At 47.9% G+C, this 23,165-nt stretch carries 16 protein-coding genes and 1 pseudogene; 14 read left to right on the forward strand and 3 right to left on the reverse strand.

What is annotated here, in order from left to right; translation table 11 throughout:
- Positions 1–3 precede the first annotated feature (3 nt).
- The 3 genes from IEW11_RS22040 (at position 4) to IEW11_RS22050 (ending at position 4,664) form a co-directional block, all read left to right on the forward strand.
- Positions 4–2,226: a glycoside hydrolase family 3 C-terminal domain-containing protein gene (locus IEW11_RS22040; RefSeq protein ID WP_188533241.1), complete on the forward strand. Its 2,223-nt coding sequence runs from the start codon at positions 4–6 to the stop codon at positions 2,224–2,226.
- Positions 2,223–3,464 (forward strand): multidrug effflux MFS transporter, encoded by a 1,242-nt coding sequence (locus IEW11_RS22045; RefSeq protein WP_188533242.1) that lies wholly within the window; start codon positions 2,223–2,225, stop codon positions 3,462–3,464. Before IEW11_RS22040 ends, IEW11_RS22045 begins: the two co-directional genes overlap by 4 nt.
- A 204-nt stretch (positions 3,465–3,668) precedes the next feature.
- Positions 3,669–4,664 (forward strand): SPL family radical SAM protein, encoded by a 996-nt coding sequence (locus tag IEW11_RS22050; RefSeq protein WP_188533243.1) that lies wholly within the window; start codon positions 3,669–3,671, stop codon positions 4,662–4,664.
- A 90-nt stretch (positions 4,665–4,754) separates the two neighbouring features.
- On the opposite strand, the gene IEW11_RS22055 is transcribed toward IEW11_RS22050, so the two are convergent.
- Positions 4,755–5,579: an AraC family transcriptional regulator gene (locus IEW11_RS22055; protein ID WP_188533244.1), complete on the reverse strand. Its 825-nt coding sequence runs from the start codon at positions 5,577–5,579 to the stop codon at positions 4,755–4,757.
- A gap of 326 nt (positions 5,580–5,905) precedes the next feature.
- On the opposite strand from IEW11_RS22055, the gene IEW11_RS22060 reads away from it, so the two are divergent.
- The 8 genes from IEW11_RS22060 (at position 5,906) to IEW11_RS22095 (ending at position 18,182) form a co-directional block, all read left to right on the forward strand.
- Positions 5,906–7,051, forward strand: a complete 1,146-nt coding sequence (locus tag IEW11_RS22060) for a Gfo/Idh/MocA family protein (protein WP_188533245.1) — start codon at positions 5,906–5,908, stop codon at positions 7,049–7,051.
- A 32-nt stretch (positions 7,052–7,083) separates the two neighbouring features.
- A complete protein-coding gene (locus IEW11_RS22065; protein ID WP_188533246.1) occupies positions 7,084–8,514 on the forward strand; it encodes an ABC transporter substrate-binding protein in 1,431 nt (476 codons plus the stop codon).
- Positions 8,515–8,604: 90 nt separating this feature from the next.
- Positions 8,605–9,543, forward strand: a complete 939-nt coding sequence (locus tag IEW11_RS22070) for a carbohydrate ABC transporter permease (RefSeq protein ID WP_229725556.1) — start codon at positions 8,605–8,607, stop codon at positions 9,541–9,543.
- Positions 9,540–10,376 (forward strand): carbohydrate ABC transporter permease, encoded by an 837-nt coding sequence (locus IEW11_RS22075; protein ID WP_188533247.1) that lies wholly within the window; start codon positions 9,540–9,542, stop codon positions 10,374–10,376. The genes IEW11_RS22070 and IEW11_RS22075 overlap by 4 nt, the downstream gene beginning before the upstream one ends.
- A 39-nt stretch (positions 10,377–10,415) precedes the next feature.
- Positions 10,416–11,690, forward strand: coding sequence for a Tm-1-like ATP-binding domain-containing protein (locus IEW11_RS22080; RefSeq protein WP_188533248.1), 1,275 nt, complete (start codon positions 10,416–10,418; stop codon positions 11,688–11,690).
- Positions 11,671–12,501 (forward strand): phosphoenolpyruvate hydrolase family protein, encoded by an 831-nt coding sequence (locus IEW11_RS22085; protein WP_188533249.1) that lies wholly within the window; start codon positions 11,671–11,673, stop codon positions 12,499–12,501. The genes IEW11_RS22080 and IEW11_RS22085 overlap by 20 nt, the downstream gene beginning before the upstream one ends.
- An 18-nt stretch (positions 12,502–12,519) precedes the next feature.
- Positions 12,520–13,050, forward strand: coding sequence for a D-lyxose/D-mannose family sugar isomerase (locus IEW11_RS22090; RefSeq protein ID WP_188533250.1), 531 nt, complete (start codon positions 12,520–12,522; stop codon positions 13,048–13,050).
- Positions 13,051–13,331: 281 nt separating this feature from the next.
- Positions 13,332–18,182, forward strand: coding sequence for an endo-1,4-beta-xylanase (locus IEW11_RS22095; RefSeq protein WP_188533251.1), 4,851 nt, complete (start codon positions 13,332–13,334; stop codon positions 18,180–18,182).
- Between the two features lie 39 nt (positions 18,183–18,221).
- On the opposite strand, the gene IEW11_RS22100 is transcribed toward IEW11_RS22095, so the two are convergent.
- Positions 18,222–19,109: an AraC family transcriptional regulator gene (locus tag IEW11_RS22100; RefSeq protein WP_188533252.1), complete on the reverse strand. Its 888-nt coding sequence runs from the start codon at positions 19,107–19,109 to the stop codon at positions 18,222–18,224.
- Positions 19,110–19,220: 111 nt separating this feature from the next.
- Between IEW11_RS22100 and IEW11_RS22105 the strand changes: the two genes are divergently transcribed.
- Positions 19,221–20,003: a phytanoyl-CoA dioxygenase family protein gene (locus IEW11_RS22105; RefSeq protein WP_188533253.1), complete on the forward strand. Its 783-nt coding sequence runs from the start codon at positions 19,221–19,223 to the stop codon at positions 20,001–20,003.
- Positions 20,004–20,154: 151 nt separating this feature from the next.
- Here IEW11_RS22105 and IEW11_RS22110 read toward each other — a convergent pair whose 3' ends face one another.
- The gene (locus IEW11_RS22110; protein WP_188533254.1) at positions 20,155–22,092 is read right to left on the reverse strand and encodes a PAS domain S-box protein; all 1,938 of its coding nucleotides are present in this window, start codon (positions 22,090–22,092) and stop codon (positions 20,155–20,157) included.
- Between the two features lie 155 nt (positions 22,093–22,247).
- Here IEW11_RS22110 and IEW11_RS25175 point away from each other — a divergent pair, with 155 nt between their 5' ends.
- A complete protein-coding gene (locus IEW11_RS25175) occupies positions 22,248–22,376 on the forward strand; it encodes a hypothetical protein (RefSeq protein WP_268237433.1) in 129 nt (42 codons plus the stop codon).
- Between the two features lie 408 nt (positions 22,377–22,784).
- Positions 22,785–23,006, forward strand: a pseudogene (locus IEW11_RS22115) (ATP-binding protein); the annotation flags it as partial.
- Positions 23,007–23,165: the final 159 nt, after the last annotated feature.

The following is a 23,165-nucleotide window of genomic DNA, read 5'->3' on the forward strand; positions in this document are numbered from 1 at the left end:
TCCATGAATATTGAACAGATTATCAGCGATATGACGGTTGAAGAGAAAATCAGGCTGCTTGCCGGAGAATCCTTCTGGGCGACTGAAGCGGTCGAACGGCTGGGCGTACCGTCTGTCGTCGTCACCGACGGCCCGCACGGGGTACGCCTCACGGATATGGAAACACAGCATACGAAGCCCGCTACCGCGTTTCCGAACGAAGCGGCTATGGCAGCAACCTGGAACGAGGAGCTCATTCGCGACGCCGGCCGCGTCATGGCGGAAGAGTGTCAGTATTTCGGGGTCGGGGTACTGCTCGGGCCTGGCTTGAATGGCAAGCGATCGCCGCTTGGCGGCCGCAATTTCGAATATTTTTCCGAGGATCCGTATTTGACCGGCAAGATGGGGACAGCCTTCGTGCAAGGTGTTCAATCCGGCGGCGTAGGCACTTCGATCAAGCATTTCGTTGCCAACGAGCAGGAGAAGAACCGGATGGTCGTCAGCTCCGAGGTGGACGAGCGCACGCTGCGGGAAATTTATATGCTGCCGTTCGAAATGGTCGTGAAAGAAGCAGAACCATGGACTGTCATGTGTTCGTACAACAAAGTTAACGGCGTCCAAATGGGCAATAACGACGCGTACTTGAACGGTGTGCTGAAGCGGGAATGGGGCTTTGAAGGCCTCGTCATGTCGGACTGGGGCGCAGTCATCGACAAGCTCGCTTCCGTCCAATACGGTCTTGATCTGGAAATGCCCGGCCCGGGACACCGAAACGGGGAAGTATTCGAGGCGTACAAGAATGGCCTCGTAACGGACGACCAGCTGAATGATCACGTCCGCCGGATCTTGAACGTTGTGAAACGCGTGATCGAACAAAAACGCGAAGTTCCTTCGGTCGACCTGGGGCAGCACCATACGATCGCGAGGAGCGTCGCGGAGGAATCGCTTGTGCTGCTGAAGAATGAAAGCCAGCTTCTTCCGCTTCCGAAGCAAGTCAAGGTCGCAGTGCTGGGCAAATTCGCCGAGGCTCCGCGCTTTCAAGGCGGAGGCAGCTCCCATATGAACCCGGCGCAGCTGGACATTCCGCTGGAAGCGATCTCAAAATTCGCTGAGGTTCAATATCGTGCGGGGTATGAGGATGAGTCGGTTTCGGAAGCGCTTCTTCAAGAGGCCGTCGAAGCAGCGAAGGGTCAGGATGCGGTCATCCTATTCGTCGGTACGACAGACCGGATTGAAAGCGAAGGCTATGACCGGATGGACTTGAGTCTTCCAGAAAGCCATTTGCGATTGATCGAAGCGGTATCAGCCGTCAATCCGAACGTCATTGTCGTCAACCATAGCGGCTCCGCCGTCGATTTCGAGCGTTTCGAACCGAAGGCCAGAGCAATTCTTCACGCTTGGCTACCCGGCCAGGCAGGCGGCACGGCGATCGCGAATGTATTGTTCGGGGATTCCAACCCGTCCGGCAGATTAAGCGAGACCTTCCCGGTGGCGCTCGAGCACAACCCGTCGTATGTATCATTCCCTGGCGATATTCGCCAAGTGGCATACAGCGAGGGCATTTTTGTCGGGTACAGGCACTATGATACGCGAAAGCTCCCCGTGAAATATGAATTTGGATACGGTCTGTCCTATACGAAGTTCGAATATTCCAATCTGGTCTTGTCGCAGGCAAGCTTGACGAATGGAGACGTGCTTCAAGTAAAAGTGGATGTCACAAATACGGGGACCCGTGTCGGGAAAGAAGTCGTACAGGTGTATGTACAGGACGTCAAGTCCTCCGTGCCCAAAGCGCTCCGGGAGCTGAAAGGATTCTGCAAGGTGGAGCTTGCCGCAGGAGAGACGAAGACGGTGCTCATCGAGCTCGGCGAACGCGCCTTTGCCCACTATGCCGAGCATCTTGGGAGGTTTGCGGTGGAATCAGGCGAGTTCGTCATTGGTGTCGGCGCTTCCTCCCGCAATATTCGTTTGACCGGAAAGGTGAATTTTGCCTCGCAGGAGGAGGTCCGGGAACCTTTGACACTGCTACACGACCTGAAGGATTGGCTGGAGGACGACCGTTATGCGGACCGCATCAAGCCGATTTTTGCCAAAATGAATGTCGAGTCGAGCAGTCCGTTCTTCCCGATCATGATCGGAATGCCGATGCGAACCGCCGCTGCGTTCCTGCCGTTCTTCGGCGTATCGCCGGAAGTGGTGAAGGAACTGCATGAAGCGATTGGTTTGGCTGAATCGAGGAATGGATGAGAACACAGGCGTTGACGGGCAAGCCTCAGTCCAGGCTCGCGGTGGGCATCGTGCTGGGGACCATTACAGCGATTGCTCCCTTCTCGATCGATATGTATTTGCCTGCACTGCCTGATATGGCGGCTGATTTCGGGGCAAGCGCCTCATTTACGCAGCTGAGCCTGACGTTATTTTTAGTAGGCTTGGCGCTCGGTCAGCTCATTGCCGGACCGGTCAGCGATGCGCTGGGAAGGCGAACACCGCTGATCGTGGGCATGACGACCTTTGTGGCCATCTCCTTGCTGTGCGCGTTAGCAACTTCGATCAATGCACTCTTAATCCTTCGCTTTTTGCAAGGGCTGGCAGGCGCGGCCGGACTCGTAATTGCCAGAGCGATCGCAAGGGACAGCTTTGATGGGCCGGAGCTCACGAAGTTTTATGCGCTGCTCACGCTGATTGGAGGGGCAGGTCCAATCGTTGCGCCGCTTGTGGGCGGCCAACTGCTGCTGTTCACGTCTTGGCAGGGCGTGTTCGTCGCCTTGGCGGTGTTTGGCGCCTGCATAACATTCACGGTAATCATTTCAGTGCCGGAATCCCTGCCTCAGCAAGCGCGTATCACGGGCGGGCTTAGCCAATCGCTGTCGACGATGACAAGGCTGCTGCAGAGCCGTGATCTGCTCGGATACTCCATCACGCAGGGGCTAATGATGGGCGGGCTGTTTGCCTATATTTCCGGCTCCTCTTTTATTATGCAGGACATCTATGAAGTAACGCCGCAGACGTTCAGTTTGCTCTTTGCCCTGAACGGCTCGGGATTTATTCTCGGGGCGCAGGGAGCAGCGCGGCTCGTAAGCAGGTTCGAGGAGCGCTCCTTGCTTCTCACAGGTTTGATCATTTCATCCGGCGCCGGAATCTTTCTGCTGCTTGGATTGCTTTTTAAAGCGAGCCTATATTGGGTGATTCCACCGCTTTTCTTGACTGTCTTCAGTGTCGGGATCATCAGTACGACCAGCATGTCGCTGGCGCTGCAGAAGCATAAGCAGTCGGCCGGCAGCGCAGCCGGATTGCTCGGCGTCATCGGCATGCTCTTCGGCGCCGCGATTTCTCCGTTAGCGGGACTGGGCGGCAGCGAGTCGGCTGCACCGCTCGGACTGGTCATTGCAGCGTGCTCCATTGGCGCAATGCTTAGCTATTTATTGCTGGTCCGAAGGTTAGAGCGATCAATCGGGTACGCTGAGGATCGTAATTTGAACGCTTAATAAAGACTTGAAGATATTCGTATCCCCTCCGCCGGAATGTAGCCGAGTCCATCGTCTTATGGATATATCGCTGTCAAGCGGAGGGGTTTTTATCGTTATGGAGACAATTCCTAAAAATTTTACATCTCTTTACACACGAACGTTTGTTTGGTATATTTCAATAAACAGATCATATGTACGTTTTTTGTGTATGGAGGTGGCGTCATGCCTAAGCAAAGCTACAGCAGCATTTCGACAAAACAGACGTTAAACCGGGTGTCCGAGGAGAAGATGCCGTTCGATTGGTCGATCAACCCTTACCGAGGCTGCGCCCATGGCTGCAGCTTTTGCTACGCGAGAGCCTTTCAGCGGTTTATCGGGCTGGAATCCAATGACGAGTTTCAACATCATATCATACTGAAGACCAATGCCGCAGAGGCTCTGGAAGCCCAACTCGCCAGAAACGCCGGCAAATTCAATAATGATATATCAGCTGCAGCGCAGCAAATCGGGTTAGTGAACATCGGCACGGCGACCGATCCTTATCAACCTGTTGAAGGTAAAGCGCTTATTACCAGGGAATGCTTGAAGGTTCTGGCCAAATATCGGATCGCAACGACGATTACAACACGTTCCCCGCTCATATTGCGCGATCTGGATGTGCTGAAGGAGATGAATATTCAGTCCGTCAATATAAGCATCAACACGACGAATACCCGGATCATCCGTAAGATGGAGCCGGCTGCGCCCTTGCCTGCAAAAAGATTGGAAACGGTAAGCGTGCTTACTAACAGCGGGATTCGTACCGGTATTTTTGTGGCTCCCGTACTTCCTTATCTAACAGATTCTCCGGAAGATTTGGAAAGCTTGATTGCCTCGGCTAAAGCGCATCATGCGCAGTTTGCGATGATATCGGCGCTGCGTCTTTCAAAAGACGTAAAAGCATGGTATTTGGGGGTGTTGAACATGCATTTTCCACAGCTGCTGCACGCATATAAGAAATTATACACGGGCGCATATGCCCCAAATGACTATGCAGCTTCGCTCCGTGAGAGAGCGGATCACCTGCTTCAGAAATACGGGTTGTCCAGGGATACGGCTACAACATCAAATGCTGACCACCGAGAGACGACCTCTCCCCAAATAACCTATGCTCCTCCTTGCAGCAATTCAGTTTATCAGCCCGATCTAGAGCAGCTGTCTTTTTCTTTTGAGAATTGAAAGGATCATAAGCAAGGAATACGCAGAAATATTTCACCCCACAAGTAATTTCAGATATAAAGAGATCGGAGAACGAATTCTTCGATCTCTTTATTGCTGCCTAAAAAAGTTTTTTTTCATATCTTTCGGTGTGAAAGATTTAATTTTTTTAAAGCATTTCAGAAAGTAAAAGTAGTCTTTAAAACCGGATTTCTCCGCTGCCACAGCAATGCTTTCTCCTAACATCAGCATATTGAAGGCTTGATCGACGCGAAGCTCTATGACCTTCTGCTTAATCGTTGTATTGAACTGCCTTTTGAAAATGATATTCAACTGCCTGTAACTCAAACCAAACCTCCGCTCAAACACTTCTGCTGTAAGCTCTTCCGTAAGATTGGAAAGAACAAACTGAAATAGATCATCTCCGAGCTTGTTGTTTCGTTTGTTTAGTATTCGTCTCTTCTGCATATAAAAGCTCAATTGATAGAGAATAGCTTGAAGCTGAATATTAAGAAAGTGATTGCCCACAAGCTCGGAGCGATACTGATCGTGTACGTATTGAAAGGTTTTATAGATGTCGCTATCTTTCGGAAGCTTCCCGTAAATTGGGAGTGAGATCATGCTGGAGTCGATCTGCTGGGGGATTTCCATCGCTTCCCCACGCATTTGAAAGTGAATGAAAGACACATCGTGCAGATCTTCCTCAATTCCGCTGTGGAAAGTGTTAGGAGGGAGCAGGAAATATTCCCCGATCGTTAAACGACCCTTATGTTTGCCGACTTTTACGGTTCGCTCTCCGGCATGAACGATCCCTAAAACCCAGCAGGGAAGTATCCGGTTTGGATGTTTATTATGTGCCGATATACGGCCGATCATTTCGATTTCAGCATCGCTTTTTAACCTAAACCATGGAACCTCATTGTCGACTTTATTCATCATCTATCATCCTTATTTTTAATAATACTTTAATGTTCATGTTACTAGAATGCTTATTTACAAGCAATCAGAACTTATTTGAAAAGATATTTTTAATAAAGACATCCGTTTTTTACATATATGGTTCTGTTATTGCATTGTTTTCGATTAACGGTTTGATATCATAAAATTACATCTGTGAGTCACAGACACTTTGAGAATTATAAAAAAGGAGGTTGAAAAAAGATTTTTAGTAAGCCCTTACATTTCGATTGAATGATTTCATTCCAATGCTTCAAAGTGGGTAGCTAACCGGAACTAATACAAATAGAAAGAAGATGATCTCCATGCAAAATAAAAAAATAAGAATAGCTTTAGTAGGGCTAAGATTCGGAGCAGAGTTCGTTCCCATCTATCTTCACCATCCTAATGTGGAGTATTTAGCGATTTGCGACAGCGATCCCAAAACATTGAACGAGATAGGCGACAAATTCCAGGTGGAACGCAGATACACCGATATGGAAGATATTTTGGCTTCAGACGAATATGATGCGGTCCACCTCGTTACACCGGTCACCTATCATGGAAAACACTCGGTTGCTGTGTTGAAGTCAGGCAAACACTGCGCTTGTACCATTCCAATGGGGCTCTCTCTTGAAGAATTGAACGAAGTATTAGCGGCAAAACAGGAATCCGGGAAGAATTACATGATGATGGAAACAGCAGTCTACTCCCGTGAATTTCTGTTTGTAAAAGATATGTATGAAAAGGGTGAACTGGGGAAAATCCAATTCCTGCGCTGCGCTCATTATCAAGATATGGACGGATGGCCTGACTATTGGAAAGGTTTCCCGCCTCTAATGCATCCCACACATGCGCTCGGTCCTGTATTGGATTTAATCAACAAGCGTCCTGTCAAAGTACACTGCTTCGGTTCGGGTACGATGCGTGATGAGCTTGTTCAGCAATACGGCAATCCGTTTCCGGTTGAAACTGCGATCTACCAATTGGAGGATTCTGATGTTGCTGTCGAACTCACACGGACAATGTTCCATACTGCAAGAGCTTACTCGGAATGTTTTAATGTGTACGGTGAGAAGGCCACCTTCGAATGGCAGCAGATCGAAGAAGAGAAGCCGATTATCATGCGTATGGGTGAATTAACGAAGGACAGGGGACGTCCGATATCATGGGAGCGCGTAGAAATCCCTGACCGTCCGGAAAGCCTGCCGAAAGAGATTCAAAGATTTACAACGCGCGGAGTATACGACGAGAGCAATCCGCATCTCTCGTTTTTACAAGGCGGCGGGCATGGTGGTTCTCATCCGCACCTGGTGCATGAATTCGTAAGAAGCATCATTGAAGAAAGACCGCCGCATGTTGATGAGGTGAAAGCGGCGATCTGGACAGCAGCTGGCATTTGTGCACATGAATCGGCGATGAATGGCGGTAAGGAAGTTATCATCCCAAACTTCGAGTACAGTCTCAAGTAGCGTAACCATTCTTAACTGAGGGGTTGGATAAAATGAGTCTGTCCAAAATGTGTTCTATAGTACTTGCTGTTTTTTTGCTTACCGGTTTAATGGCTTGCAGTAATTCTGCATCTAACTCAGGGTCGAGCCCCCAAAACGCGGGCAGTACGGGCGGCCAAAACTCGCAAGATAATAAGTCCGCGGATGCTGAGAAAGAATCGGTTAAACTGCGATATATGGTGTGGGGAAGTCCGAATGAGAAAAAAGCTGTCGAAGATTACTCCAAAAAATATATGGAGATGAATCCTCACGTTACCATCGAAGTCATTCATGTACCGAACAATGATTATGCAACGAAAGTGGCGACAATGGTTGCTGGAAACGATGAGCCTGACCTGGCTTATATGTCAGAAGGTCAAGCTTACGAGTTGGCTGAGCAGGGAAAGTTGTACAATGTGTTCGAACAACTTGATGTCGATCCGGACTTTAATCTTGATAACTATGCACCGAATGTATGGTATGAATGGGAGCCGGGGAAAGCGCTCGGCAGAAGGATCGGAATCGGTGCTATGGGCATGTATTACAATACAGACGTTTTTGAGAAGGCAGGCATTCCGCCGCTCCCTCGAAATCCGGAAGAAACGATGAATTGGGACGAATTTGTTGAGTTGGCCAAAAAATTAACAGTTGACCAAAATGGTAAAACTGCACTTGACCCCGATTTCGATCACACCAAAATTAAGCAATATGGCTTGATGTTTGAAACATGGTGGGCGAACTATCTGCCGCTTGTTCTGTCCAACGGCGGAGGTTATGCGACCGAAGACGGAACTAAATTTGGACTTTCAGAGCCGGAAGCCTATGAGGTCATTCAGCAGATGGCGGATTTAATTAATGTGCATCATGTAGCGCCTAGCCCTGTTCAATTGAAAAGTCTTCCGAACCTGGCAACGTCATTGCAATCCGGAAAAGCGGCAATGGCATTCGGTGGAAATTGGTTGACGCTTGATCTAAGTGCTGCGGGTGCGAAATTCGGGTATGGACTTTATCCGAAAATGAAAGAAAACGCGGCGGTTATACTTGCTTCACCGGTGGTGATATTTAACTCTACAAAGAATATCGAGGAAGCATGGAAGTTTTACAAATTTGCTGCCGATCCAGCCGCTTCCGTTGGTATTTATGCGGATGGCCTCTCCATTCCCGTGCTCAAGGATTGGCTTACGGATGAGCAAAAGCTTAGTCAATGGGCTGTCAATGATAAACATCCGGACGGATACGTGGATGTGATGATCAAGCCGTTATTCGATGAGAACACCAAGCCGGGACCTGCTGATCTGCTGAAAAACTATAGCAAGATTGATACGATTGTCACTCCAGCGCTTGAAGAAGTTTGGCTTGGCAACAAATCCGCCCAGGATGCGATGAACGAAATTAAGCCGAGGGTAGAAGAATTGATGATAGGTGAATATAAATGGTCGCGTTAATTCGACCGTTATAACGGAATGATTGAAAGCGTTGCCAGGGTAAGCGGACTCGATCCGCCTACCCTGGATTTTGCGAAAGGATGATGGGTCATGGAACAAGCACACCCGGTTTCAGGGAAACGATATAGAGGTTCGTCCAAAAGGATGACCAGAGAAATGTGGATGGGAATTCTATTTGCTTTGCCCGCCATATTGGGTTTTTTCATTTTTACATTGGGTCCCATGCTGGCAAGCTTTGTTTTGACCTTTACCGATTTAAAACTGATCAACCCGATTAAATTCATCGGTCTGGATAATTACGTCCAGCTGTTTCGGGGCAGTGATGGTTTATTTTACAAATCGTTATCCACAACGTTTCAGTATGTATTTATGAGTGTACCTCTCAATATTTTGTTCGCTTTTTGCGTGGCCCTTTTGATGAATCAACAAATAAAGGGGCGGGCATTCTTTCGTACAGTCTTTTATTTACCGACAATTGTGCCCGTATTTGCTTCTTCCATGATCTGGATCTGGATTCTCGATCCTGACTTGGGACTGCTCAATAACGTGCTTAAGACACTGGGGCTTCCCACAAGCATGTGGATTTACTCCTCGGAAACCGTTATTCCTTCCCTTGTACTGATGGGGCTGTGGGTGACGGGCAATACCATGATCATTTTTCTTGCGGGACTGCAGGGCATTCCGAATCATCTTTATGAAGCGCTCGAAGTTGACGGTGGTAACAAGCTTCATAAGCTGCTTTATATTACTGTTCCACTGATGTCTCCGACTATTTTTTTTAATCTGGTACTCGGTTTTGTTGGAGGGTTTCAGATTTTTGCGGAGGCTTATATCATGACCCAGGGCGGTCCGAACAACTCTAGTTTGTTCATTGTTTTTTATCTCTATCGCGAAGCATTTCAATTGTCCAATATGGCTTATGCCAGTACGGTGGCATGGTTTCTTTTTATCATTATTCTGGTCTTCACATTTGTGATTTTTAAAACTTCCCGGATGTGGGTTTACTATGAAGGTGAGGGGAACAAATGAGTGCATTCGTAGAGCGCGGATCCAAGACGCTGGTGTATTTATTTTTGGCGTTCGGTTGTTTGGTTTGTTTGACCCCTTTTTATTGGATGTTTAGAAGCTCGCTAATGACATTGGATCAAATTTTCGTGATGCCGCCGATTTGGTTCCCTTCGCCGATTCAATTGAGCAACTATCACGATGCCTTGACCATGTTTCCTTTTCACACCTATTTTCTCAACACGTTGACAATCGTTTCCCTCAGTGTACTGGGTACTGTGCTAACGAGCAGCCTTTGCGCTTACAGCTTTGCCAGATTGAATTGGCCGGGCCGTGACAAGATGTTTGCGCTCATCCTGACAAGCATGATGCTTCCGGGTGCGGCTACACTCATCCCAACGTTTCTGGGCTGGAGAACGGTCGGAGCCATCAATACCTTCATCCCCCTGATTTTACCTTCGTGGTTCGGGGGCGGCGCTTTTAATATTTTTTTGTTAAGGCAGTTTTTTAAGACGATTCCGAAGGAATTGGATGAAGCGGCCCTTATTGACGGGGCGGGTTTGTTTCGCATATATACATCGATTCTGCTGCCTTTGATTAAGCCGGCGCTTATTGTGGTCGCTCTCTTTGCGTTCTTGCACCATTGGAATGATTTTTTATCTCCTATTATTTATTTGAATTCAGAGAAAAATTACACGTTGGCAATTGGACTGCAGCAATTCAAAGGGCAATTCAATGCCCAGTGGAATTACATGATGGCTGCTTCAACTGTTGTCATTCTTCCAACGGTACTGGTTTTTCTAATTGGACAAAAATATTTCATTGAAGGCATTACGCTAACAGGGCTAAAAGGATAATGAAAACGATGATTGAAAGTCAAAAGAAGGGGGCGGAACGTGACGGCCACGATTCTGATGATTGGCACGTTAGATACGAAAGAGAATGAATTCATGTACCTCCATAATCAGCTTCGTCTACGGGGTAAAAATGTCCTTACGGTTAATGTAGGTGTGATGTCGTCATCCAAGAAGATTCAGGTCGATATCGATGCGGATGTAATTGCTGAGGCTGGAGGAAGCAGCCTTTTTGAATTGCGTAGAGATCAGAATCGAAGTCATGCGATGAAAGTGATGTGTCAAGGGGCCGCTTCTATCATTCTGTCACTATTCAACGCCGGCCGATTTCAAGGGATCATAGGAATGGGTGGTGGTGGAGGGACTTCTATTGCAACCTCGGCGATGCGGGCATTACCTCTGGGCATACCTAAAGTGTGCGTCTCAACGCTCGCCTCCGGTGACGTTTCCGCTTATGTAGGCACAAAAGACATTGTCATGTTTCCCTCGCTTGTGGATATTGCGGGTATCAATCATTTATCACGTTTTACGATTTCGCATGCGGCAGGTGCATTATGCGGCATGTTAGATACGGAGATCATTCCTTTTAGCCAAAAAGATGCACCAGTCATAGCGGCTACAATGTTCGGAAACACAACGCCCTGTGTACAAAGATGTATGCATCAATTGAGAAAACTTGGATGTGAGGTGCTTGTTTTCCATGCGACTGGAGCAGGGGGCAAAATGATGGAAGCACTCATCGAGGAGGGATATGTGGATGCAGTTCTGGATCTCACCACGACAGAATTAGCAGATGAAATTTGCGGAGGAATGATGAGCGCCGGGGAAACGCGATTGACAGCCGCTGCCCGCATGGGTATTCCTCAGGTCATAGCACCGGGATGTTTGGATATGGTTAACTTCGGTCCTCGCTTGAGTGTTCCGCAGCACTATAACAAGGCAGGCAGAAACTTTTATTCATGGAATCCCTCGAATACGTTGATGAGAACAAATCGTCATGAGAATCGGATGATCGGAGAACAGATTGCCCTTCGGCTCAATGCAGCAAAGGGACCGGTGAAGGTTCTGTTGCCGCTCCAGGGACTATCGCTTTTGGACGAAGATGGTCAGCCGTTCTGTGACCGAACAGCCGATAAAGTATTGTTCGATACATTGAAGGATATGCTGTTGCCTCATATTGAAATCATCGAAATCAATGAGGCAATAAACCACCCAACGTTTGCTGACAAAGCGGTAGAAGTGCTTTTAGATCTATTGATCCCAAAATACTCTATGATACTGAATAAGGAGAGAGAAAATGGCGATTCCACGCAGTGAGATATTAGAGCGTTTAAGAAGTCGTATTCAAGAAGGCCGGCCGATAATAGGAACGGGTGCCGGAACCGGAATCAGTGCTAAATTTGAGGAAGAGGGCGGGACAGATCTAATCATCATCTATAATTCCGGGCGTTTTCGGATGGCAGGCAGAGGCTCCATGTGCGGTCTAATGCCGTATGGTGATGCGAATGCGATTGTCATGGAGATGGCCGGTGAGATTTTACCCGTCGTCAAACATACACCTGTATTAGCAGGGGTGTGCGGTACGGATCCATTTCGCTATATGCCTAGCTTTCTGAAACAGGTGAAGGAAGCGGGTTTCTCCGGTGTGCAAAACTTCCCTACAGTAGGATTATATGATGGAAAATTTCGTGCAAACCTTGAGGAGACAGGGATCAGCTACGATCAGGAGGTAGAAATGATTCGTCTTGCAAATGAAATGAATCTGCTGACTACTCCTTATTGTTTTACTCGTGACGAGGCACGTAAAATGGCCGAAGCGGGTGCTGACATTATCGTAGCCCATGTCGGGACGACAAGCAGCGGATCGATCGGAGCTCACACCACCCTCACGCTTCAAGAATCTGCACGAATTGTACAAGATATAAGTGACGGGGCAAAGGCCGTTAATCCGGATGTTATTGTCATTTGTCACGGCGGACCTATTGCAGAGCCTGAGGATGCAGAATTCATCTTGAAGCATACCGTTGGTATACACGGTTTCTACGGGGCATCAAGTGCTGAACGGCTTCCAGTGGAAAGAGCGATCACAGAGCATATCCGGAAATTCACTTCCATTGCCGTACGTTAATACGAGGGGGAGGTAAACATGTCTAAAGTGCTTTCCGTTGATGAGGCGTATCAACAAGCTTTAGAATTATTAGACAAGGCGCATATTCCCCTTAGCAAGGGCGAAAGGGCGGGACTGAGAGTTTTGGATTTTGGTTTGCGGAATATAGCCCGATATGGTGTCCAACTCGTCGAATATATTAATTTTGAACGGTATTGTGCGCGCCAACTCATTTTTCTCCCGGGACAAACCATCCCCGAGCACATGCATCCGCCGATTGGAGAGGATCCGGGCAAGGTAGAAACCTTCCGTGTCGTTTGGGGTAAGGTTTGGGCCTATACAGAAGGAAAGCCCAGCAGCCGTATTGCAGCCCATATTGCTTCGGAGGATCAATTATATTTCTCAGCGTTCCGCCAAATTGAACTAAAACCCGGTGATCAATGCACGATCGAAGACAACAAGTACCATTGGTTTCAAGCTGGAGAAGAAGGTGCTGTAGTCATTGAGTTTTCCAGTCACGCTCGGGATCGGTTTGATAATTTTAAAGATCCGCGTGTGAATAACCAATGAAAATAAGAGACAGACTAACTAGGCCGAAGCCAGTTCATCGCTTGAATTCCCTTGGTGACTATCTAATAGCCGCTCTTGGGATATGGCGCTGCTTGCTTTGGTTTTTTTTGTTGGAAAAATATCTTAAATTAGTTCAGTACATCCTATATTTTCTTGGGTACTCCCGAGCCGGACTGAGCGCTATGCTGAAAGGGAACGAAAGGAGGGTTACAGCAATCGAGTCTTATTGAAAGCGTTTACGAAATGAAAGAAGTCACAATTTCTGAAGGAGGATGCACTCAGTGAGAAAAAGGCTTAAGTCATTCGTAGCGGCACTTCTCATCGCGGCATTGATTATTCCGCAAGGAATCGGCATTCAAAACGCACATGCCGCTGAGCCAATGCCAGGGGATACGATTATTTCACATGGTTTTGAAAGCGATGACAAACAGGGATGGGGGAACCGCGGCGCTGCTCAAACGAGTATCACCAAGGAAACGTCTCGTACCGGAAACGGCGCATTGTTAACGACAGGTAGGACAGCAGGTTGGCATGGTCCGAGCTTGAACGTGACATCGCTTCTTCAACCGGGAGTGACCTATGAAATATCAGGTTACGTGAAGCTTGCAGCGAGCCAACCCGCAAGCGATCTGAAATTTTCGGTCGAACAAACCGGTCTGACAGGAAGCGATCAGTACAAGCAGGTCAATAATCCTGCAGCGGTAACGGATACGGAATGGGTAGAGCTCAAGGGGAATTATACGTATAATTCCTATGCAACCGGATTGACGCTTTACTTGGAGAGCAGCGATGCGACGAGTCAGTTTGTTCTGGATGATTTTACGATCAAGCTCATTACGCCTCCTCCTCAGCCTCAAGAACCGGCGCCGGATTATCCGAAAGTTATTGCAGAGCATGGCTTTGAGAATAACAATTATCACAATTGGACGGTTCGAGGCGGAGCGGGTCAGGTTATGCTGACAGACGAAGCGGCGCATACCGGCACCCACAGTCTGAAAATGACGGGTAGATCGCAGGATTGGCACATGGCGAGAGTGGAGATGACCGGCCTGCTGGAGAAGGGAGCTTCTTATGAGGTCGAGCTCTATGCGAGGCTTGCTGACGGGGAAAGCTCTACACCGATGCATCTGGCCTTGACGGAAACGAAAAACGGCAGCAATACGGAAACGGATATCAGCACCCCTGCCGAAGTGGCAAGCAACGGTTGGACGAAGCTTTCCGGCCAATTTACTTACTCTGCGGATGCGGCAAACGGTTACTTGTACGTTTATGCGAAGCAAGCTCCTGCGGCTGTTTATCTCATTGACGATGTCAAACTGACCATTACAGCGCCGGGTCAGGTTGTCGTGGAGCCCTCGACTTTTGTATATGATTTCGAAGACAATACAACGCAAGGCTGGTCTGGACGAAATGGCACTGAAATCGTGGAGCCGTCTTTAGAAGCGGCGAATTCCGGCCAATACAGCTTGAAAACGACTAATCGAATCGTTGAATGGCATGGCCCGAACGTGGATGTGACAGGCAAAATTGCGAAGGGCGCAAGCTATGAAATATCCGCCTATGTCAAATTTGTCGACGCTCCTGCCACTCCGAGCTCGGTCAAACTGTCCATGGAGGTCGATGTCAACGGGGCGAAATCCTGGACGACGATTGCTTCCGCTCCGATCGGGCATACGGATTGGTTTCAGTTGAAAGGCAATTTCACGCTGAATACTGACGCAACCTTACTGGGCTTATATATCGAGAGCGAGAAGGCAACGGATGCTTACTACATTGATGACGTCGGCATCGAATCCTTGGCACCTCCGGCAGAAGGGCTGCCGATTCAGACCGACATACCAAAGCTGAGAGAAGTCTATGAAAATTACTTCACGATCGGCGCGGCGGTTGAAGCGTACCAGCTGAGCGGAAAGCACAAAGAAATGCTTGATTATCATTACAACGCCCTGGTAGCGGAAAATGCGATGAAGCCCGCGTACCTTCAGCCTAATCCGGGCAATTATCAATGGGCAACCGCAGACCAATTAATTAATTTCGCTCATGATAACAACATGTACTTCCGCTTCCATACACTCGTCTGGCATTCTCAAGCCGCGGAGTGGATGTTCCAGGACGAGCAGGGCAATTATTTGGATCCTACGCCGGAGAACAAGGAGCTCGTTCTTGCACGTCTTGAAGCTTACCTTCGCGAGGTGGTTGGCCGTTATAAAGATAAAGTAGACGCATGGGATGTTGTGAACGAGGTGATCGATGAAAGCCAGCCAAACGGCATGCGCGACAGCAGATGGTATCAGCTCACAGGCCTGGATTTCATTCGGACAGCGTTCCGCGTTACCCGGGAGGTTGACCCGGACGGAAAGCTTTACATCAATGATTACAGCACTCATAATCCGAGAAAACGCGATTTCCTGTTTGATCTTGTTCAGCAGCTAAGAGCGGAAGGCGTTCCGATTGATGGAGTAGGTCACCAAACGCATATCAACATCTCGAATCCTTCCATCGCGCTCATTTCCGAATCGATCCGCAAATTCGGAGAGGTTGGACTGGACAACCAAATTACAGAGCTCGACATTTCGGTTTATTCCAACAACAGCGACGCCCATGAAGTCGTTCCTCAAGAGCTGCTTTTGAAACAAGGGTATCGCTACAAAGAATTGTTCGAGGAATTGAAACGGTTGGATGAGGAAGGGAATTACATCAGCAATGTCACGTTATGGGGGATTGCAGACGACCATTCATGGCTTCACAATCGTCCGATTACAAGACAAGATGCTCCATTCCCGTTTGACAAGCAGTTTCAGGCGAAGCCGGCTTATTGGGGGATGGCAGATCCATCGCAGCTTCCGATCACAGCTAAGCTGGCGGAATCCCCATACGGTCAGCCTATTGTAGACGGAAAAGCGGATATCGTATGGAGCACGGTTCCGTCCCTTCAAACGGAAACAAAAGGCGGTTTGATGGCAACCTTCAAGACGCTGTGGGATGAGAATCATGCTTACATCTGGGCGAAGGTCGATGACAGCACGATTTCCGCACAAGACAAAGTCGAGATCTTTGCCGGGCGCAGGGACTCGTATATCCAAGCTCAATTTGCCCGTACCGGCGGGCATTCGTTGAATGGTGAAAGTAAAGTCGTGACTGAAGTTGATGGCGGCTATATTGTCGAAGTTGCCGTACCGCTTCAAACAGCAGCTCTGCTCGGCGATCAGTTGGAGTTTGATATTCGCGTCACAGATGCGGATACAAGCGGCGTAACGTCTTGGAGCGATATGCGTAACGCACAGCATTCGGACAGAGCGGGGCTCGGTGTAATGACGCTGGTTCATGCAACGTTGGCCGATAAGGCGGTCAAAGGCTCGCCGACAATCGACGGGGAGAAGGATGCGATATGGACAGATGCGCAGCAGTTGACTACAGGCCGATTCGCGCAGGGCTTGAGTGGTGCCACAGCGAAATTCTGGACGATGTGGGACGAAAACCATCTCTATGTCTATGCTGAGGTATCCGATCCGCTGTTGTCCGATGCCAGTGCGAATGCATGGGAAGAAGATTCAATTGAAATTTTCGTAGATCAGAATAACGGCAAGACGACTTTCTATCAAAGCGATGATGGTCAATACCGCGTGAACTTTAATAATGTGCAGAGTTACGGCGGCAATGCAAGCAGCGAAACCTTTGAGACGGTAACAAAGATCGTTGACGGAGGTTACATTGTCGAAGCGGCAATCAAGCTGGGCTTCATTACACCTGCGATCGATACCATCATTGGCTTCGATCTGCAAGTAAATAATGACCAAGACGGCAACGGCTCAAGAGACAGTGTCGCGATCTGGAGCGATACGACAGGCCAATCCTACACGAATACTTCGAAGTTAGGCGTGCTGCGGCTGGTTGAAGATGTGGAAGCTCCGCCTGCTAACGATCAAGCTCCGACGTCAGGCAGCAATCCTAGATCGAACCCCGGTCCGGCAGCTGTGGGTGGCATGATCAATATTGCAGTCCAGAATCAAAACGGACGCGCCATAGTGAATGTTCCGTCCAACGTTCTGGAGTTAGCCCTCCAGCAGGTACAGCCGAATGCGGACGGTGTGAAGCGCATTACCGTTGAGATTGCGCCGCAAGCAGGGGCAGACGCTTACGAGCTTCTACTCCCGGCAGCGGGCTTAAACGGTGAGCTGCCGTTCGTATTGTCCGTACAAACGCCGCTGGGCATTATCGATATCCCAAGCAGCATGCTCTCAGATATTGATGTATCGGCGCAGCAGGTAGCCATCCGGATTGAAGCGGCAAACCTGGAGCATATCGATACTGAGCTTAGAAGCAGGATTGGCAATCGCCCGGCGATAAATCTGAACGTGCTTGCCGCTGGCGAAGTGATCGAATGGAATCATCCCAATGCCGCAGTTGCCGTTTCCATCCCTTACGAGCCTACGACTGAAGAGCTGGCTAACCCGGATCATATTATCATCTGGTATGTGGATGGTAATGGGGATACAAAGCCGGTACCGAATGCAAGATGGGACGCCCAAACGCAAAGCGTAACCTTCAGGACGACGCATTTCAGCTCTTTTACGGTTGTCTCCGTATTCAAAACGTTCGACGATTTGCAATCTTATGATTGGGCCAAAGCGGCGATTGAGACCATGGCTTCCCGAGGAGTTATACAGGGAAGCTCCGACAGCGAATTTGCGCCTTCGGGAACCATCAAGAGAGCGGATTTCCTGCTGCTGCTCGTGCGTGCGCTTGAGCTTCAGAGCGAAGGCGGCACGGCATTCTCCGATGTGTCACAAGCCGACTATTACTATGATGCGGTTCGCATAGCGAAGCAGCTCGGTATAACACAAGGTACGGGCGGCGACCGCTTTAGTCCGACGGCACCGATTACGCGCCAGGAAATGATGGTGCTGACGGTCCACGCTTTAGAAGCGGCAGGTCATGGCATTGAAGCGCAAGGAACGCTGGATGACTTCTCCGATGCACCTGAAGTGGCTGCCTATGCACTAGAAAGTGCAGCTGCGTTGATCTCGGCCGGCATTGTGAATGGCATCAATGGACAGATTGAGCCGGGCGGCCAGTTAACCCGTGCACAAGCTTCGGTTATCCTGCATCGCGTGTGGAAGCTAAGAGTGTGAAAGTTACGTCGACCAGTCGGCGAATGATTGGCTGTTATGTTATATCGTCTGCTGCTGCCGGAATTGCCCCGGCGTCATTCCCATATGCTTGCGGAAGATCCGGTTGAAGAAGCTGATATCTTGAAATCCGGAGCTGAGTGCGATATGAATAACCTTGTTGTGCGGGTCTTTCAGCATATCGCAGGCATGGCGGATTTGAAGGGAATGCTTGTAATCGATAAAGCTCTTGCCCGTTGCTTTTTTGAATTTCGCTGTGAAGGATGAAACGCTCATTCCGCATGTGCGGCTTAATTGATCTAATGACAATGGCTGGCGATGATGCTGCTCAACGAAATGCAGAATGGAATCCATCCAATCTTCTTTCGGTAGCGTATGATTGCTGCTGTTTTGATGTTCTTCGTGATAGCGGCTTAGCAATACGAGGCATTCGATCCAGCTTGTCTTAATAATGAGCTGATACCCGACCGGTTTTTCGTGGAATTCACGGTCAATTTTTTGGAGTAGTGACTCAATTTGCCGCCGTTGTTCAACAGTTAGAGAAATGTACGGTACAAAAGAAGCGTTTTTCCGCAGAAACGGCGCGAGGTAAAAGAAATGAATAAATGCGGGGATTTCCAGTAATCCACCTAACTCCTTTTGCAGCAGCTGTTTTTCAAATAGAACGTTGTAAATGATTGTTTCTTCCGTATCGGAGCCTATGTAACTGTGGTAGGTTTGCGGTTCGATGACAAACACGTCTCCGGTTGCAAGGGCGTAACGCTGCTCTGCCATTTCGTGTAAAGCGCTGCCTTTAACGACATAGATCAATTCGATAAAATCATGGGTATGCGAGGGGATGGTCTCGTCTTTCTGAATGATATAACGCTGGATGAAGAAGGGGAAGCTGTCTCCCTCGAAATAGGCTTTTCCTTGTAATGTGGACACCATTGATTTTCCTCCTTAGCAGATCGTCTGCCTTTTTTCGCAGATCCTCCAAGAGTTTAGATGGCCCCAGGCTTATAGTGAAGATATAATTTTCATCTTGAGAGGAGCATGTCTATGTTGAATGATAAGAAGGTTTTGTCCAAAATGCAAATTGATTTTTATCGTGAGAACGGCTTCGTACAGGTGGATGATGTGATTTCTGAAGAAGAACTTGAGGAGCTGCGGACCTATCTTCATGAAACGATGAGCACTGCCGGAAACCGTTCTGTGCAGACTGACCGGGAGGGCGGAGCATACTATAAGGTGCTGAACCAAAGGGTTAATACGTGGAGAGAACACGGCGGTATGGCCCGGTTCGTACTGGGCAGCCGTTTTGCCGATATGGGCAAGCAGCTTACAGGTTATGACGGGATCCGTTTATTCCATGACCATGCGCTCTTTAAGATGCCGCACGATTCCAAGCCGACGCCTTGGCATCAGGATTGGCCATATTGGCCCATGCAGGAGACGGGCGCATTTTCGGTCTGGATCGCGTTGGATGATGTGGATGAGCATAATGGCTGTATGATGTTTGTGCCCAAGACGCAGAAGATCAAGAACCTGAAAAGCATCGATTTTATTACGCCAAATGATATATTTTTAGATGAAGAAGCCCGCGGCGTAGATCGTAATAAGGCTGTCGTGGTGCGCATGAAGGCTGGAAGCTGCACGTTCCACGACGGACTGACGTTCCATTATGCCCACGCCAATCAAAGCGACAAGCCGCGGCGGGCCCTCGCAATTATATTTATGGCCGACGGCACGACCTGGAATGGGAAAGGACACATCTGTACGGACGGCTTAGGGCTGAATGCTGGAGATGCGCTCAAGGGAGGGCTGTTTCCGAGATTGGCTTAATCGGTAAATTGGGAGTATACGGACTAATTCGATCTGAAGTGGATATTAAGGGTGGACGGAGATTCGCCCTCTCTCAGCCGGTGTTTCGTCGTTTCAAGAGCTGCTTAGCGGTGGCTGCGGGGCAGGTAAAATCCTATTGCAGCCTTGAGCCTTATTCGGTTATCGGGATCTCTATGCCGTGTAAGTGATTCATATAATATTTATCAATGATTTCTACGATCGTGTTCTTCTTCACAGGTTTGCTAATATAATCATCCATGCCTGCAGCCAGGCATTTTTCCCGGTCCCCTTTTAGTGCGTTTGCTGTCAGAGCAATAATGACAGGGGATTTTTCAGGAGGTAAAGCCTCCTTGATTGTTCTTGTCGCATCTAAACCATTCATGACCGGCATATGTAGATCCATAAAGATGATATTGTAGTGCTCGAGCAGGGCGGCTTGGACAGCGGCTTCCCCATTTTCTACTACGGACACGGCATGTCCTTGCTTTTCGAGTATGGTTTTTAAAACGAGCTGATTAATATAGTTATCTTCACCTATTAGAATGCTGAGCTGGTTATGCTTGTCCTCAACCTGTTTAATCTGTGCCGCAATTTGCAGTGGATCTCCTTCTTTTAAACTCATTGTAAACTTAAAGGTTGATCCCGGACCACCCTTTGGTTCATGCCAAATGGTTCCCCCGAACAGTTCGACGATTTTTTTGCTGATGGGCAATCCTAATCCCGTACCATCATAATTACGAGTCATAAAATTATCTACCTGAAAAAATGGCTCAAACAAATACTGTACTTTATCAGGAGGAATGCCAATCCCGCTGTCTTCTACTACAAATTCAAGTATAGGGTTACCGTTTTTACGTGAATGGTTTTTAACGGTTACAGAGACAAATCCGTTCGCTGTGAACTTTACCGCATTACCGATCAGATTGAGTAACACCTGCCTAAGTCGTCCCGGATCACCAATCAGGGAATGAGGGACATCCTGATCCACATAATAAGACATCTGCAGATGCTTTTCATTCGCGTTGGAGTATAACACGTTAAACGTTTCCTCAATGCAGGTTCTAACATCAAACGCCGATTCCAATAATTCGGTCTTACCGGCCTCGATTTTGGATAGATCCAAAATGTCATTGATAATGGATAGAAGCGAATCTCCGCTTTTACGGATAATGTCAACGTACTCCCGCTGCTCATCATCCAACGCTGTCGTTTCTAATAAATCCGACATTCCGATGATCCCGTTCATCGGAGTACGGATTTCATGGCTCATCATCGCCAGAAATTCACTTTTAGCTTTGTTTGTACTCTCCGCCGCTTCTTTAGCGACCAGCATTTTTTTCTGTTCGGTAATGTCTTTGGCAATAATATAGAATCCGACGTTCTTACCGTGAATGATAATTGGCGCTATGGTTGTTAAAACTTCAAGGGCATAACCTTCTTTATGGTTAATCTTCTCGATCGCTTTTTCAACCGAAATGTCATGAACTGATTCTGACAGTAATTTTTTCAGCGTAATATCATCGAGATTGATAAAACTCGAAAAGTTGGAGCCGACGGCTTCAGTAATTCGGATTCCAACGAGTTTTTCTGCCATTGCATTGCCGTGAATAATATTGCCTTCCAAATCAAGTGAAAAGATAGCATCATGATTATATCTTTTTAGCGATGTATATCGTTCTATCGTTTCCTGCAGCTTTTGTTCCGCCGCTTTATTCTTTGAAATATCAATAAGCTGTGCGATACAGTACATCGGATCTCCGTTTGATTCATCGCGCACGAGGGTGATGTGGAGTGAAGTCCAGATAAAGTCTCCACTTTTTTGTATGCAGCGTTTTTCCAGCTCAAAGGATCGGATATCACTATTCAATAAACGATGTAACTGGTTTAATATTCGAATTGTATCCTCCGGATGCGTAATATCCTGAAAGGTGAGCTGCAGCAATTCATCTTCCGAATAACCTACGATTTCGGTGAGTGCCGGGTTAACTTTCATCCAGGCTCCATCCAATGAGAGTACTCCAATACCGAAAGGTGAATATTTATAAAGCAGATCAAGAAATGTTTGATCGTCTGGCCTAACGTTAGACATATAGAACCTCCATAATTGTTGCTTATCCCCATATTAAACGTTTTTATAGCAAAAAACCATGAAAAATAAAATCTTGCGAAATTTGTCGTATAATATTTTTTTAAACAAAGTATGAAAGTCTACTGTTGCGTTTTCGATATTGGAAGGGGAGACTGATGGTTAAACAGCTGAAGGGCGGAAGCTTGACTAAAGATCAGATCGATTTCTACAACTTTGAAGGTTATCTAGTGCTGCCCGATCCTTATCGGAAGAAGAGCTTGCCCCTGCGAGGAAACATTAATTGAAAACGGCTGTTGAAGTGACAGGATTGAAAACCATTTTTTGCAACCTATTTAGAGGTTTGTTCGTCAGAGCAAAGAGGAGAAAGGCAATCAGGATTGCCGCCTGTGCTCGAAGCTCAAGGGAAGAGGTGGGAAGTTAACAGCATTTATGAAAACAATGTCTTTCTTCAATGTAATTTCCACTAACATGTTTGCCTATTGGAAGAGAATGCACTATCGGAATCTGGAAGGTAATATACCCGCCGAGTGGAGAGCCATAACGTTTCTCATGCGCTGCTTTATTATATATATTAGTTAGACGAGTACTATCGAGCGCCTTTAATTCCAAGGCGCTATTGTTATGCCCGAATGGAACTTCCGGAGTAAGGACTTCCTATGAATGTGAGAGGCAAATGACGGGGTAGGCATTGATCCGCAGAGGAGTCGATTCATTTGATCTTCCGGCCCGGATTTTCCACCGCTTCATCGGTCAGTGACATTTCAGTCCGAGGCGTAGGCATGGATATCGTTCGCAATCACATTGAAAAGCTCAGCGGTATGATCGATATTGAGATAAAATTAGGAGAAGGAACACGTTTTAAAATTAAGTCGTTCATCCTCCCGATGAGCAGCGTGGTCGAGATTGTCCGCGTACCGGTTATGATTGCGGTGGTCTTTCGAATCTGGATTAACAGGCTATTGCAAAAATGTATCAAGGGTAAGCGAGATAGACAGTAAGCGAGATAGACCGTGTCAATTGTCTGAGAAAATGTCACCCTAACTCGTCCGAGAAAATGTCACTATTGGAGTAGT

The sequence above is a fragment of the Paenibacillus abyssi genome (assembly GCF_014640295.1).
In the GTDB taxonomy this organism is placed as follows: domain Bacteria; phylum Bacillota; class Bacilli; order Paenibacillales; family Paenibacillaceae; genus Paenibacillus_D; species Paenibacillus_D abyssi.